Origin of the sequence: Janthinobacterium sp. BJB301 (assembly GCF_002735685.1) — a bacterium.
Taxonomy (GTDB): Bacteria; Pseudomonadota; Gammaproteobacteria; order Burkholderiales; family Burkholderiaceae_D; genus Janthinobacterium; species Janthinobacterium lividum.
In genome coordinates this window covers 432,564-447,091 of the sequence record NZ_PDZJ01000004.1, presented here as the reverse complement: position 1 = coordinate 447,091, position 14,528 = coordinate 432,564, and the positions used below count along the sequence as shown (strand labels likewise).

Here is a 14,528-nt window from a genome sequence, read left to right as displayed (position 1 = left end):
GCTCTGCGTCGTCGACCAGGTCGCACTTGTTCAGGAACACGATGATGTATGGAACGCCAACTTGGCGGGCCAGCAGGATGTGTTCGCGGGTCTGTGGCATTGGGCCGTCAGCTGCGGAGCACACCAGGATCGCGCCGTCCATCTGGGCAGCACCGGTAATCATGTTTTTGATGTAATCGGCGTGGCCTGGGCAGTCAACGTGCGCGTAGTGACGCGTTTCCGTTTCGTACTCGACGTGGGCGGTGTTAATCGTGATACCGCGCGCTTTTTCTTCTGGTGCTGCATCGATCTGGTCGTATGCTTTAGCTTCGCCGCCGAATTTCTTCGACAGAACCGTTGCGATTGCAGCGGTCAGCGTGGTTTTACCGTGGTCGACGTGGCCGATGGTGCCGACGTTGACGTGCGGCTTGGTCCGTTCGAATTTACCTTTTGCCATTTTGAACTCCTAATGATTTGATTAGATTGCTCAGGCACACGCCCGACGGTCTGGTTTGAATTGCTTCTGTGCTGCCTGCTGCGAATTCTGGTGCCCTTGACGTGGATCGAACACGTGGCCTCTCCCTTACCAAGGGAGTGCTCTACCACTGAGCTACAAGGGCTGTAATTTGTTGCATGCGATGCATCAAGCATCTGAACGGAAACTGGAGCGGGTGAAGGGAATCGAACCCTCGTCGTAAGCTTGGAAGGCTTCTGCTCTACCATTGAGCTACACCCGCGAGGTATCGTTCACTTTATCTTCACTTGCTTTTTGCTACTACCCAGTTTTCCTTGCAAAAACTTGGTGGAGGGGGCTGGATTCGAACCAGCGTACTCATAGAGAACAGATTTACAGTCTGTCGCCTTTAACCACTCGGCCACCCCTCCGCGGGAACCGCAGAGTATGAAGCATCTACTCACAACTGTCAACCTTATTTACTGATGCTTGACTGCTGCATTTGCTTATAAAGAAGAAGTTGGCTGCTTCGGGGCGTGATTATAAGCTCCCGATTTGAGAATGTGCAAGGGTTGGCGCGAAAAAGTCGACTTTTTTCGCATTTTTTTTATCCCCCCTGCCCGCAAGCCGCATTTTCCCGTCACTCACCCCGCATTTTTTCCATTTACCGGGCATCAGGCGGATGCATCCAGGAGTTGCCAAGGGGCTTATATTTGCGCAATAACTGCTGATGCAGGCCCGACAGTACGGGCAATTTGGGGTTGCGCGGGTCCAGGCGGCGCACGCCGGCGATAAACGTCAGCGCCTGCTGGCCCATGCGCTCATCCCAGCCTTCGTGTTCCAGGCACTTCAGCACGGCCACGGCCGCATTGAACACCACTTGCGGATTATCGGGCAGGCGCGTGACGGCTTCGCCCATCAGATCGACGGCGCCGCGGAAATCTCCCTCGCCTGCCCTGGCGGCGCCGGCCGCCACCATGTCGGCCACTTCCTGGCGGCTTTGCCGCGCCAATGCCTTGGCCAGCTCTTCGCGCCCCGCCTGTTCGAACACGGCCATGGCACGCGTCATGGCCGCACTGTCGGGCGCGTTGCGCATGACTTCGCGCATCACCTCGGCGGCGCCATCCTCGCGCCCATGCGCCAGGCAATGGCGCGCCAGTTCCGTTTTCAGCATGTTCGAGCCGCCCACGCTGTGGCGGTTGGCGGCCAGGGCCGCGTCCAGCGATTGCTGCAGACGTTCCTCGTTGCCCGTATGCGCATGCAGCATGGCGCTGCACAGGGCGCTGCACAGTTCCGCATTCTTTTGCCCGCCCATCGACTTGTCGAGGTCGCGGATCACGGCGCCCGCCTGCAGCGGGTCGCCCTTGCGCACCAGGGTCTGCACCAGGCGCACATGGTCTTCCGGGTCGCGGAATTCCGAATACTTGGCCTTGCTGACCACCAATTTGAGGGATTTTTCCGCCATCTCGATATCGTCGGCCGCCAGGGCCGCCTCGCCCAGGCGGCGCAAGCGGCGCACGGCGTGCGGCGACAGGGCCACCGCTTCGCTCAGGGCCGCCTGCGCCAGTTCCGGCTTGCCTTGCGCCAAGTGCGTGCGCGCCAGCCAGTCATAGGCGTCGAGAAAACGCTTGTTGTTTTCCAGCAGCCCTTCCAGGGTGCCCTGCGCCGCTTCGTACTCGCCCAGCAGGAATTGCGTCTTGGCCTGCCCCAGGCGCGCCCAGCCGATGGACTTGCTTTCATACAGGGCCGCGTAGATCGGCTCGGCGTCGGCCGCCTCGCCCAACAGCAGGTGCAGTTCCGCGCGCAAGCGCAGGAAATCGGTGGCGTAGCGGGGATACAGGCTGGCGCCCTCGGCGCAGGCGGCAATCGCCGCGCGCTCATTGCCCACGTCGATTAGTTCATACACGGGCACGAAGGCATTGCGCTTGTCCAGCGCGCGGCCGATGCGCTCGAGCATGTTGTCAGCGGTGAAGGGCTTGAGGATGTAATCGGTAGGCAACAACTCGACGGCGCTGACCACCTTGGCGAAGCTGCCTTCGCCCGTGACCATGAAGAACATGGTCGATGCATGCATCAATTTGTGGTGGCGCAGGTCTTCCAGCATCTGCTGCCCATCCTGCCCGCCATCGAGATCGTATTCGCACAGGATCAAGTCATACGATTTGCTGCCCAGCATGCGGATCGCCTGGCCCGAGCTGGCCGCGTCGTCGATCTTCGCCAGGCCGCACAGGTTGAGCATATTGTGCAGGCTGGCGCGCATGCCCGGATGCGGCTCGATGATCAGTGCGCTGAGGCCCTTGAGTTCTTTCATGTCGTGATGTCCGAAAACTCCGCGGCGCGCCACACTGGTGCGTGGCGCCAGCCAGCATGAGGCTGCCGAGTATATGACGGCGCCGCGCGCAAGGGAATGGCGGCGCGCCGAAAAATGCCAACGGAGCGGCTACTCAAGCGACGGCGCGCTCCGGATGCCACAGTTGCGGCTCATGGTCGATCAGTTCCAGCAGCGCCGTCACCACTTCCGGATCGAACTGGCTGCCGCTGCGCCGCTCGATGTACTCGCGCACCTGCGGATACGGCCACGGTTCCTTGTAAGGCCGCTCGTGCAGCAAGGCATCGAAAACGTCGACCACGGCAACGATGCGCGCGGCCACGGGAATATCGCGCCCCTTCAGGCCATGGGGGTAGCCGGCGCCATCGAAGTGTTCGTGGTGGCCGCCCGCGATCTGCGCGCCATAGGTCAGGTAGCTGACGCCGTCGACCATGTTGGCGGCCCGCTCGAGGATGGTGCGCCCGACGCTGGCATGCAGCTGCATCTGCGCCCGCTCCTCGTCCGTATGCTTGCCCGGCTTGAGCAGCACGGCGTCCGGCGTGGCCACCTTGCCCACGTCGTGCAGGATGCTGGCCAGGCCGATCATGTCGAGCAGCTGCGGCGTCAGCTCGTCCGGGTACACGCCGCGCTGCTGCATGCGCCGGGCGATGGCGTCGGACAATAGCTGCACGCGCCGCACGTGGCCGCCCGTGTCGCTGTCGCGGAACTCGGCCAGGTCGGCCAGCGCCACCACGGTCGCTTCCTGCGCCTTGCGCAGCTGGCCGAACATGTACAGGTTGTCGAAGGCGGCGGCGATGCGCTGGCAAAACACTTCCAGCAAGTCGCGCTGGATCTGCGCCAGCGGCCACGGCGGCGTGACGGAGATGGCCAGCTCGCGGTTGCCTTCCGTATGGATGAACAGCACATTGGCCGGATGCTCGAACTGGCTGCGCTTTTCCGCGAACGCCTTGTCGATGGTGGGCGTCAGGGCATGGTCGGCCGGCATGGCTTCCGCCTCGGCCAGCACGGCATACGTGCCCGTGGCGGCCACCACTTCGGGCCGTCCGGCGCCGCCCTGCATCAGGCACAGCACGCCGTCGGCGCCCACGTCGAGGATGGCGCTGACCTGGTTGAGCACGCCGGAAGCGAATTCGCGCAGGGAATGGATCTGGTACAGATTGGTGGCGCCGGCGAGAATCTTGCCCAGGCCGATGCGGCTGCGCTCGAGCATCATCAGGCTCTCGTAGGCGCGCAGAGCCGAGATGACGGTGGTAAACAGCTTTTGCGTCGTCAGTTCCGTCTTGGCCTTGTAATCGTTGATGTCGTATTCGATGATGACGCGCTGCTCGGGCGCCTGGCCCGGCTGGCCCGTGCGCAGCACGACGCGCACGATGGAATTGTTCAGGTCGGCGCGGATGCGCTTGGCGAGGATCAGGCCGGCATCGTCCGTTTCCATCACCACGTCGAGCAGCACCAGCGCGATATCGGGCGTGTCGCGCAGGATGTCGTACGCTTCGCGGCCGCTGTAGGCGGAAAACAGTTCCAGTTCGCGGCCCTTGAAGCTGACATTGCGCAGCGCCAGCCGCGTGACCGCATGCACATCCACGTCATCGTCGACGATCAGGACACGCCACAGGCGCTGGTCGGGCGCGGCCAGCCCGGCAGGACTGGCCACCGGCTCATCTTCGTCGAGCAGCCAGTTATCATCTGCATCGGCTTTGAGGTCGGTCATGAATACTCCTAAGGGATAAGTTCGATGTGGACGCTGCGTTGACGCCTATCAAGCATAATCAGATTAGATGCTGCTTACAACAGGATTCTGCGTAGCGCCGTCTCCGGCGGCCGGCGCCGGCGCGGGTACCGCTGCACCGCTGCGCGTGGCGCCGCCGCAATTGTCCTGGCCTGGCCCGACAGCCTGGTAACGCACTTCGTACTTGCCCGCGCTGAGCTGCTCCACCGTCAGCTTGTCATTGGCCAGGATGTACAGGTAGCGCACATTCGAGCGCCGCTCCTGGTCATACAGCTTGACGAAGACGGGCGCCGCGTTGCTGCTGTTATCGATGGTCAAGCTCAGTTCCTCGCCCTTGTTACCGATCGGAAAGCCATCCACGTAGCCCGATTGCGCCGGCCATGGCTCGCCATTCGGCGCCACCAGCGCCGCCGACTCGGCCTGGCTGGCGCCATCGCAGGCGGGACGGCTGGCTTTCAGGCTCAGCTGTGAGACGGCCAGCACGCGGATCTCCGGTGCCTTCGCTTGCGCGGGCTCGGCCGCATATGGCTTGCCCACGGCCCAGCTATCGATAGCCACCGCCTCGTTTTTTGCCGGCGGCGTGGCGACGCCATCCGCTGAAGACGTGTCCGGGTGCGCCCTGGCGCCATCGCGGGCCAGGCCGCTCCAGGCCGACGCCAGCGCGGCCGGCATCGGCTGCGAGGTATCTAGCATGAGCAAGGCGCCCAGCCAGCCCAGCAACAGGCAGACAAGCAGACTCAGCCACCAGCGCCAGTTGCGCCAGATGGGCGGCGCCTTGCCCTTCGGCGGCGGCACATCCTGCGCCCAGGCGTGCTCATGCGATTGGGCATGGCCTTTCGCGCGGCCATCGCGGCTCTTGCCTTCCTCGTGGTGGGTGCTTTCCAGCCATTCGATTTCCCACTCCTCGGCGGCGATCCACTCGTCGTGTTCCTTGCGGCGTTGTGGATCGGACAAGGTGCCATAGGCGCTGTTGAGGATCGCCATGATGCGGGCGGCCTTTTCGTCGCCAGGATTCTTGTCCGGGTGGTATTTCTGGCTGAGGGCTTTGTACGCGGCACGTATGACTTCCTGCGGCGCCAGGCGCGCCACTTTCAGGTTGTCATAGTGTGTATGTATCTTTCCCATCGTTCTATCTTGAAATCGGTGCGCGGCGACGGGTTCTTGCAGGATGGAACCGTGCTGTGTCGGTCATCATATACGATATGACAAGATAATAACCACCGGCGGACAGGAAATTGCAGGGCGGCACTGCCCTGCCTTGATATTGCAGGCGCTTACAAGCGGTGACTGCGGTCACTGGACAACAGGGCTTCCGGCAACTCCACCTGGTGCCCTACCACCAGCACCTTGAACAATTCCCCCATCTCGGCAGGCGACACCAGCTTTTGCACGGCGCTGGCCTGCGGCAAATACGTTTTGACCTGTGCCGGATCGGTACGCAGCAGCAAGTCGCCGATGCCTGCGCCCAGCAGGAAGGACGCCTGGTTCATGTAGGCAAGCACATCGAGACCCGCATCCTGCGCCGCCACCGCCATGGCCGTGAAATCCACGTGGGCCGTGATGTCCTGCAAGCCGGGCAGATAAAACGGTTCCGCGTGGGCGTGGTGGCGGTAATGGCACATCAGGGTGCCCGTGGCGCGCAAGTCCAGGTAATACTCGTGGGCGGGGAAGCCATAATCGAACAGCACGGCAGCGCCGCCCTTGCCATTGGTCAGCATGCGCGCCAGCGAGCGCATGAAGCCGCAGGCCACGCCATGGATCTCGCTGACATAGCCGACGGGCAAGTCCTCGGCGTCCGGCACCTGGGCGGCGATCTGCGCCGCCACGTCGGCGCCGGCCGGACGTTCGACAAACACGAACTGGCCATCGGCAATGCTGACGTCGAGTTCGCACCAGCCGGCGGGCGTCTTGCTGATCAGGTTGACGGGCATGGCGTCGAGCACTTCATTGCCGAACACGGCGCCTTCGAAACTGTCGGGGAAGCCGTCTAGCCACACTACTTGCGGGAAGCCGGCCAGGGCCAGCTCCTGGCGCGCGCGCAATTCGCCGGACAATTCGACGATCGCATACTGTTCGATAGGGATGCCGGCATTCGCCGCTTCCGTCAGGATATCGCAGGCCAGCTTGCCCGTACCGGCGCCGAATTCGAGGATGCGCGGGGCCGTTTGCGCCATAATAGCGGCTGCCACATGGGCCAGGGTGGCGCCGAACAGGGGAGAGATTTCCGGCGCGGTTGTAAAATCGCCATCTTTGCCCAGCTTGGCGGCGCCGCCGCTGTAATAGCCGAGGTCAGGCGCATACAGCGCCAGCTCCATGAAGCGGACAAAGGGAATGGCGCCGTCATTGCGCGCGATTTCGGCGGCAATCTGGTGCTGCAAGGCATGGGACGCGGCCAGCGCGTCGCTATCGGGTACGGGAAGAGACATACCGTATTGTAGCGAATCGGCGGCGCGGGCCGCCAGTACCGGCCATGGCAAGCCCGCTCACTCCATATATACAGTAAAGACATGACACCAGCATCGACACTGCCACACAGCACTCCCCGCGTCGCCCTCGTCACGGGCGCCGCGCGCCGCATCGGCCGCGCCATCGCGCTCGGCCTGGCGCGCGACGGCTGGGATATCGCCGTCCACTACCGCGACTCGCGCGACGAGGCGCTCAGCCTGGTGGCGGAAATCACGGCGCTGGGGCGCCGCGCGCAAGCGTTCCCCTGCGACCTGGCGCAGGAAGACGCCGTGCGCCAGCTGTTGCCACAGGCACAGGCGGCGCTGGGCGCCGTGACTTGCGTGGTCAACAACGCATCGTTGTTTGAATACGACAATGCGGGCGATTTTTCTTTCACCGCCCTCGACGCCCACATGCACGCCAACCTGGCCGCCCCCATCCTGCTGGCGCAAGCGCTGTACCAGGCCACCCCGGCAGGCGGGCAAGCCGTGGTCATCAACTTGCTGGATCAAAAACTGTACAATCTCAATCCTGATTTTTTGTCGTACACCCTGTCCAAGGCGGCGCTGCTGTCGGCGACCACCATGCTGGCCCAGGCGCTGGCGCCGAAAGTGCGCGTGGTGGGCATTGCCCCCGGCATCACCATGGTCTCCGGCGAACAGACGGAAGCGAACTTCGCCAAGGCGCATGAAAACACGCCGCTGGGACGCTCCAGCACGCCCGAGGATGTGGCCGACTGCGTCTGTTACGTGGCCGGCGCGCGCGCGCTGACGGGCACGACCCTGCTGGTCGATGGCGGCCAGCATTTGATCGGCTTGCCGCGCGACGTCATGTTTTTGACCAAATAATCAGCAGCCACACCAAACAACCAGCATTCCAGCATCCCCGAAAAGGTAAAACTATGTCGTCCGCCCTGTCCCACCCTCGCCTGGCCGATTGCCGCCGCCTGTTCCTGCGCAATTACGAAGTCCTCATCAACATCGGCGTCTACGACTTCGAGAAAAAGGGCGAGCAGCGCGTCCTCATCAACGTCGACCTGTACATTCCCCTGGCCCTGTCGACGCCGAAGGATGACCAGCTGGAAGAAGTGGTCGACTACGACTTCATGCGCGAAACCATCGCCAGGCGCATGGCGCAAGGCCACGTGCAGCTGCAGGAAAGCCTGGTCGACGACGTGCTCGCGGCCATGCTGGCCCACCCGCGCGTGCGCGCCGCGCGCGTCTCGAGCATGAAACCGGACGTGTATCCCGACTGCGAAGGCGTGGGCGTGGAAGTATTCAAGATCAAGGATGAAGCATGAACAACATGAATGACACTGCCGTACTGGAAACGATGACAGCCGCCGTGGAAGTGCCGGCCAATGTGGAAGCGCAAAAACTGGCGCGCAAGAAGGCGGAAAAGATCGCCCTGGAAAACAACAAGCTGCACAAGCGCTTGTGCCGCCTGGTGGGCCAGGCCATCGGCGATTTCAACATGATCGAAGACGGCGACAAGGTGATGGTGTGCTTGTCCGGCGGCAAGGATAGCTACGCCCTGCTGGACATTCTGATGACCTTGCGCGAACGCGCGCCTATCCATTTTGACATCGTCGCCGTCAACCTGGACCAGAAGCAGCCGAACTTCCCGCCGGAAATCCTGCCCGCCTACCTGACGGAACTGGGCGTGGCCTTCCACATCGAAAACCAGGATACCTACAGCATCGTCAAGCGCCTGATCCCGGAAGGCAAGACCACCTGCTCGCTGTGCTCGCGCCTGCGCCGCGGCATCCTGTACCGCGTGGCCGACGAGCTGGGCGCCAACAAGATCGCCCTGGGCCACCACCGCGACGACATCCTGGAAACCTTCTTCCTGAATATGTTCTTCGGCGGCAAACTGAAAGGCATGCCGGCCAAGCTGCAGTCGGACGACGGCAAGCACATCGTCATCCGCCCGATGGCGTATGTGAAGGAAGAAGACACGCAGCGCTATGCGGAAGTCAAGGGCTTCCCCATCATTCCATGCGACCTGTGCGGTTCGCAGGAAAACCTGCAGCGCAAGCAGATCAAGGGCTTGATGCGCGAATGGGACAAGAAATTCCCCGGCCGCGTGGAAAGTATCTTCTCGGCCCTGTCGAACGTGGCGCCATCGCACTTGATGGATCCGAAACTGTTCGGCTTCAAGGATTTGAAGGCGGACGGCGTGGCCAGCCCCATGGGCGACATCGCCTTCGACGAAGAGCCGTGCTCGACGCCGACCACGTTCGGCACCATCGCGCTGCAACAAGCCTGACCGTGCGCACGCCGCGCGACTACTGGATCGCGCAGTGCGCCGGCTGGGGCGCGCTGGCGGCGCTGGGCGTGTACGCCTCCTGGGGCGGCGGGCCCAATGCCTATGTCCTGTGGTTCTCGGTCGCCAAGGTCTTCTGCGCGCTGACAGGCCTGGGCCTGTCGCACGGCTGGCGCAATCACCTGCGGCGCCATGGCTGGATCAAGGGAGCGCAAGACAGATTGCCGCTGGCGCGCATCGGCGCCGGCCTGCTGCTGCTCAGCGTGCTGCAAACAGGTGCCGTGCTGCTGGCCGAGCTGCTGTTCCGCAACGGCGCCCTGCTGCAGGACCGCGCCGAACTGCCGGCCACCCTGGCGATCCTGACGGTGCTCTGGTTTATCGTGTTCGCGCTGTGGACGCTGCTGTACACCCTGGCGCTGTCGCGCCGCCACGCCACGCAACTGGCGTTCGACAAGCTGCAGCTGGAAATCCATGTCAAGGATGCCGAACTGCGCGCCTTGCAGGCGCAGGTCAATCCCCACTTTTTCTTCAACAGCATGAACAGCATCCGCGCGCTGATGTTCCAGGACGTGCAGGCAGCCGCGCGTGCCATGAACCAGCTGGCCGCCATGATGCGCCACAATCTGCAGACGGGATTGTCCGACACGGTGCGGCTCGATGCCGAGCTGGCCGCACTGCAAGCCTATCTCGGCATGGAAAAGCTGCGCTTTGAAGAGCGGCTGCAACTGAGCCAGGATATCGCTCCCGGCCTCGACGCCGTGGCGCTGCCGCCGATGCTGCTGCAAACCTTGGTCGAAAACGCCATCAAGCATGGCGTCGAACGCAGCACCGGCCCGTGCGCCGTGCGCATCGAGGCGCGCCGGGCCGATGACAGCGTGCTGCTGCGCGTGGCGAACCAGGGCAAGCTGGCAGCCGACAGCGGCTCGACGCGCGTGGGCCTGGCCAATGCCGGCCAGCGTCTGCACCTGCTGTTTGGCGCGGGAGCCACTTGCCGCCTGGCCGAGCAGGACGGCTGGGTCATCGCCACCGTCACACTACCCTGGGAGCAGACATGCGCGTGATGATCATCGACGATGAGCGGCTGGCGCGCGACGAGTTGCGCCGCCTGCTGCGCGAGCATCCGTGGGTCAGCGTGGTCGGCGAAGCGGCCAACGTACAGGAAGGCTTGCAGCAGATCGCGGCGCTGGCGCCGGACCTGATTTTCCTCGACGTGCAAATGCCCGATGGCAGCGGCTTCGACCTGCTGGGGGCGCTCGCGCAAGCGCCGGCCGTGATCTTCACCACGGCCTACGACCGCTATGCGCTGCGCGCCTTTGACGTCAGCGCCCTCGATTACCTGCTCAAACCCATCGATCCGCCACGGCTGGCGCAAGCGCTCGAGAAGCGCCGGCCCGCTCCCCCGGAAGCCGGGGCGACGGCCGCCGATGGCAAGGTATTCATCAAGGACGGCGAGCGCTGCTGGTTCGTGGCGCTGGACGACATCGCGCTGTTCGAATCGGAAGGCAATTACACGCGCGTGTATTTCGATAGCCACCGTCCGCTGCTGTTGCGCTCACTGGTGCAGCTCGAAGCGCGGCTGGACGCGGCGAAATTCATGCGCGTCAGCCGCAGCCGCATCGTCAACCTCGCCAGCGTGACGGACATCGCGCCCGCGCCCGCGGGCGGCATGACGCTCACCTTGCACGGCGGCCTGCGCGTGGGCATGTCGCGCCGGCGCGCCATCGTCTTCAGACAGCTCAACCGCCTGTAAGCTGCACGCGCCGGCGGTTGTCCAGCCCATTGCGCTCGATCAGCAGCTGCTCCGGATCCAGCACCGCTTCGCCCGGTGGCGCATCGACCGTCACCGTCACCGATGCGGCGCCGCCGGGCAAGCGGTGCTTGCCGCGATACAGCAGGCGCTGTGGCGCGCCATCGGCAAACACCGCCAGGTCGACCGGTTCATCGTAGGCGCGCGGCATATCGCGGCCCTTGCGGTCGGCTTCCAGCTTGGCCAGCTGCACTTGCAAGGTCACGTCCCAGCGGCCATCGGCACGGCGCAGCGCACTGGCGCCGGCCAGGCGGTTGTCGTACAGGACGATACGCTCGAACAGATCGGTGACCAGCTGCTGCTGCGCCGCCGGCGTTTCGGCGCGGATAAAGGACAGCAGGTCGCGGCTGGTCGCATAGGGCGAGCTGCGATAGCGATGCTGCGCCAGGAAGGCTTTCAAGGCGCGGTTCAAGGCCGCCTCGCCGATTTCGGCGCGCAGGCGGTAGAACGCCAGGCTGCCTTTGCGGTATTCGATATACGCCTGGCCCTCGCTGCGGAACAGGGGCAGCTCCCGGCCCTGTTCCCGGCCCCGGCCGGCGAGGTAGGCATCGAGGTCGAAGCGCAGGATGCGCCGCACCTTGTCGGCGCCGAAGCGCTGCTCCACCGCCATCAGCGCCGAATACTCCGCCAGCGATTCCGTCAGCATGCCGCTGCCCTGCACGTTGGCGGCGATGAGCTGGTCGCCCCACCACTGGTGCGCCACTTCATGCGCCGTGACATAGAACACATGGTCGACGCCATCGGGGTCGCGCAGGTCGCTGATAAAACCCAGCGACTCCGAAAACGGGATCAGGCCCGGGAAGCTGCGCGCATACTGCTGGTACAGGGGGAACTCGACGATGCGCAAGTGCCGGTGCGGGTAGGGGCCGAAGTGCGCCGTGTTGTAGGCGAGCGCCTGCTGCGCGCCGGCGACCATGCTGCCGGTATTCCACGCGTGCTTCGCATCGTGGTGGATCTCGATCGCCACATCCTGCCACTGCGCGCGCCGCACCTGCCAGCGGCCGGACTGGAAGGCGAAGAACGGCAGCGCCGGCTGCGCCATGCGGTAGCTGAAATAACGGCGCCCGCCTTGCTGCCAGCTGCCTTCCAGCGTGCCCGGGGCGATCGCCACCTGGTCCGCGCTGGTGGAGATGGTGGTCTGGAAGTCGACCAGGTCGCCATCGATGCCCCACTGCTTCCAATAATTGCTGTAGCGCGCCTGCGGGTCGTCGAGCTTGGGCATGCCATGCGGCGCGCTCAGGCCACGCTGCCGACGCTCGCCGCTGTCCGCGATCTCCTGCGCCGCGTTGTAGCCCAGGTGCGGGAAATACTGCTCGATGGTGAAATAGCTGCCGTTGTGCTGCACGCCCTCGGCCTGGCCGCTGGCCGTAAAGCCCTGCTGGCGCACGGTCACGAGAAACGCGAGATCGAGCGTCGCGCCCGGCGCCAGCACCTGCGCCAGTTCGATGATGCGCACGCCATGGCGCGCATCGTCGACCAGCACGCGGTGCGCGGGCAGTGCCTGCCAGGTGGTCTGCGCCGCCGTATCCATCTGCAGGTACAGCGTGCGCAGCGGCGTCGCGCCACGATTCTTCACGCGATAGCGGCCGCGTATCACCGCGCTGCGCTGCGCCGGATACAGGTCGACATTGGCGGCAATCGCCGTGATGCCGGGCTGCGGCAGCGCCAGATACTGGCGATAGCGCCGTTCATGGTCGGCGCGCGCATCGAGCAGCTGTGCGCCGGACTGATAGTGGTTCAGCACGTGCATGTTGTAGGCGATCCAGCTGCCGCTGGCGGCAAAGCCGGCCAGGCTCAGGGCCAGGGCCCAGCCGCTGGCGCCGCGCAGGCGCCGCACGCCTTGCGACCAGCGCACGCGCCAGCGGGCCGCGCGCCCCGACGGGCGAAAAGCCTGCGCCACCAGCAGCAGCGCCACCGTGCCCAGCGTCCAGTACAGCGCGAACCACAGCCAGCCGGCCAGCAGGCCGCCATAGCCGTTCAAATCCGAGTACACCAGTTCCGGCAGCGAGGCAAAGCGGTACAGCGGATGCTCGAAGCCCAGCGCGGCCAGCAGCGGCTTGAACATCACCAGCAGCAGCGAAAGCGCATACGCGACGTATTTCTGGTTGACGATGACCTGCAACGCCAGCATGGCCAGCGCCATCAGCACGAACCAGGCGGCGTTCATCAGCGTGCCTTGCAGATACAGCAGCGGTTCCGGGCGCACGCCGCCCTGGAGCAGCTGCACCGCCAGCGCAGCCAGCACGCCGGCGCCCAGAAACACGGCCACCACGGCGGTCAAGGCACCGCACTTGGCCAGCAGCGGCAGCCAGCCCGGCACGGGCAAGGCGTCCGTCAGGTCGGCGATCTTCGCGTGCCGGTCGCGCCATACCAGTTCGCCGCTGTAGAACATCACGACGATGGCCAGCACAAAGTTCAGGCTGTCGGCCAGTTCGACCAGCATCAGGCGCGTCAGCGGATACGGCACGCTGTCAAAGCGCAAGCCGCCGACACTGACATTGGCGATGAAGTTGGCCAGCGCCAGCAGCAGCATGACGAGGAAAGGCACGCTTTTCAGCACGCCCATCGTGTCAAAGCGCAGCACATGCCAGAATTGCCGCCATGCCGCCGCCATGCCAAACTGCGGCACGACCGGGCGCAGCGCGGGGCCGGCCGCGACGATGGCAACGGGCGCCGCCTGCGCGCGGACGGCACGGCGGAACCAGCCGCGGCCTGCACCGGCGCGCTGCGGCTTGAACAGCCAGATGGTGGCCGCCAGCAGCGCCAGCGACAGCACGCCCCACAGCAGGCGATTGGCCAGCAGCAGGCCGGCCAGCGGCGGCAGCGCCGTATTCATTTCGGCGCTGGTGAAGTAGCGCGTGGCCAGCGCCAGGGCGCGCACGCCAAACGGGTCCAGCAAGGCTGCCGTCATGGCCAGCGCCGGACGTCCGGCCAGCAGGCCGGAGGCCGCCCACAGCACGAAAAACGCCAGCACGCCCACGTACACGAGCAGCATCGAGCGCCCGGCCACGGCCAGCAGCATCAGCAGCGCGGCGACAAACAGCACATTGGGCACGATAAAGACGGCAAAGCTCCACAGATAGGGCAGCGGCGTGACGGGGTTGAGCCGCTCGGGGTCGGCGGCGGAAGTGAGCGAACCGAGCATCATCGCCAGCACCACCAGCACGAATACCAGCAGGCAGGCCGCCAGGCCGGCCAGGAAGCGCCCGCCCAGGTAATCGCGCTTGCGCATCGGCGTGGCGTACAGCAGATCGGCGATGCCGGCGTCGCTGTCGCGCAGCACGGCGCCGGCGATAAACACGGCCACCAGGAACATGGCAAGCATGCTCAGCACGCCAAGCTGGTTGGCGATCACGGCCGGCGCGTTCAGGTGCACATTGCCGATGCCGCCACCGAGGCGGAAGGTCGGGCTGCCGGCCGTCAGAAAGGCACCGGCCATCAGGGGCACCGTCATCAGCCACAGCAAGGGCTGGCGCAATTGGTAGCGCAAGTCGAAGCGAAAGAATTCCTGCCACATGCT

The 14,528-nt window shown here is 64.7% G+C and carries 11 protein-coding genes and 3 tRNA genes; 5 read left to right on the top strand and 9 right to left on the bottom strand.

All coding sequences use genetic code 11. From position 1 onward, the window contains the following. The 8 genes from CSQ91_RS24020 to CSQ91_RS23985 form a co-directional block, all read right to left on the bottom strand. On the bottom strand, positions 1 to 436 hold a 436-nt coding region (locus CSQ91_RS24020), incomplete at its 3' end, for a GTP-binding protein (RefSeq protein ID WP_143451088.1). Positions 437 to 524: 88 nt separating this feature from the next. Then, positions 525 to 599, bottom strand: a tRNA-Thr gene (locus CSQ91_RS24015). 43 nt (positions 600 to 642) lie between these two features. Then, positions 643 to 716 (bottom strand) — tRNA-Gly (locus tag CSQ91_RS24010). 63 nt (positions 717 to 779) lie between these two features. Next, a tRNA-Tyr gene (locus tag CSQ91_RS24005) sits at positions 780 to 864 on the bottom strand. 233 nt (positions 865 to 1,097) lie between these two features. After that, the gene (locus CSQ91_RS24000; RefSeq protein ID WP_034753121.1) at positions 1,098 to 2,744 is read right to left on the bottom strand and encodes a tetratricopeptide repeat-containing response regulator; all 1,647 of its coding nucleotides are present in this window, start codon (positions 2,742 to 2,744) and stop codon (positions 1,098 to 1,100) included. A gap of 133 nt (positions 2,745 to 2,877) precedes the next feature. Then, on the bottom strand, positions 2,878 to 4,473 hold the full coding sequence (locus tag CSQ91_RS23995) for a DUF3369 domain-containing protein (RefSeq protein ID WP_099389829.1): 1,596 nt from the start codon (positions 4,471 to 4,473) through the stop codon (positions 2,878 to 2,880). 63 nt (positions 4,474 to 4,536) lie between these two features. Further along, on the bottom strand, positions 4,537 to 5,616 hold the full coding sequence (locus CSQ91_RS23990) for a J domain-containing protein (protein ID WP_099389828.1): 1,080 nt from the start codon (positions 5,614 to 5,616) through the stop codon (positions 4,537 to 4,539). A 149-nt stretch (positions 5,617 to 5,765) separates the two neighbouring features. Beyond that, entirely contained in the window at positions 5,766 to 6,917 is a 1,152-nt protein-coding gene (locus CSQ91_RS23985; RefSeq protein WP_092609962.1) for a class I SAM-dependent methyltransferase, read from the bottom strand. Positions 6,918 to 6,998: 81 nt separating this feature from the next. Between CSQ91_RS23985 and CSQ91_RS23980 the strand changes: the two genes are divergently transcribed. The 5 genes from CSQ91_RS23980 to CSQ91_RS23960 are packed head-to-tail and all read left to right on the top strand — an operon-like array spanning position 6,999 to position 10,951. Continuing rightward, positions 6,999 to 7,784, top strand: a complete 786-nt coding sequence (locus CSQ91_RS23980) for an SDR family oxidoreductase (protein ID WP_070258608.1) — start codon at positions 6,999 to 7,001, stop codon at positions 7,782 to 7,784. Positions 7,785 to 7,837: 53 nt separating this feature from the next. Continuing rightward, positions 7,838 to 8,236 carry a dihydroneopterin aldolase gene (locus tag CSQ91_RS23975; RefSeq protein ID WP_034783508.1) on the top strand — a complete coding sequence of 133 codons (399 nt, stop codon included), beginning with the start codon at positions 7,838 to 7,840 and terminating at the stop codon, positions 8,234 to 8,236. 32 nt (positions 8,237 to 8,268) lie between these two features. Continuing rightward, positions 8,269 to 9,204, top strand: coding sequence for a tRNA 2-thiocytidine(32) synthetase TtcA (gene ttcA / locus CSQ91_RS23970; protein ID WP_070258652.1), 936 nt, complete (start codon positions 8,269 to 8,271; stop codon positions 9,202 to 9,204). Then, the gene (locus CSQ91_RS23965) at positions 9,156 to 10,262 is read left to right on the top strand and encodes a sensor histidine kinase (protein WP_230522791.1); all 1,107 of its coding nucleotides are present in this window, start codon (positions 9,156 to 9,158) and stop codon (positions 10,260 to 10,262) included. Before ttcA ends, CSQ91_RS23965 begins: the two co-directional genes overlap by 49 nt. Further along, positions 10,253 to 10,951, top strand: coding sequence for a LytR/AlgR family response regulator transcription factor (locus tag CSQ91_RS23960; RefSeq protein ID WP_070280055.1), 699 nt, complete (start codon positions 10,253 to 10,255; stop codon positions 10,949 to 10,951). The genes CSQ91_RS23965 and CSQ91_RS23960 overlap by 10 nt, the downstream gene beginning before the upstream one ends. Here CSQ91_RS23960 and CSQ91_RS23955 read toward each other — a convergent pair. Continuing rightward, the gene (locus CSQ91_RS23955) at positions 10,938 to 14,525 is read right to left on the bottom strand and encodes an ABC transporter permease/M1 family aminopeptidase (protein WP_099389827.1); all 3,588 of its coding nucleotides are present in this window, start codon (positions 14,523 to 14,525) and stop codon (positions 10,938 to 10,940) included. The two genes, CSQ91_RS23960 and CSQ91_RS23955, sit on opposite strands and share 14 nt — an antisense overlap. Positions 14,526 to 14,528: the final 3 nt, after the last annotated feature.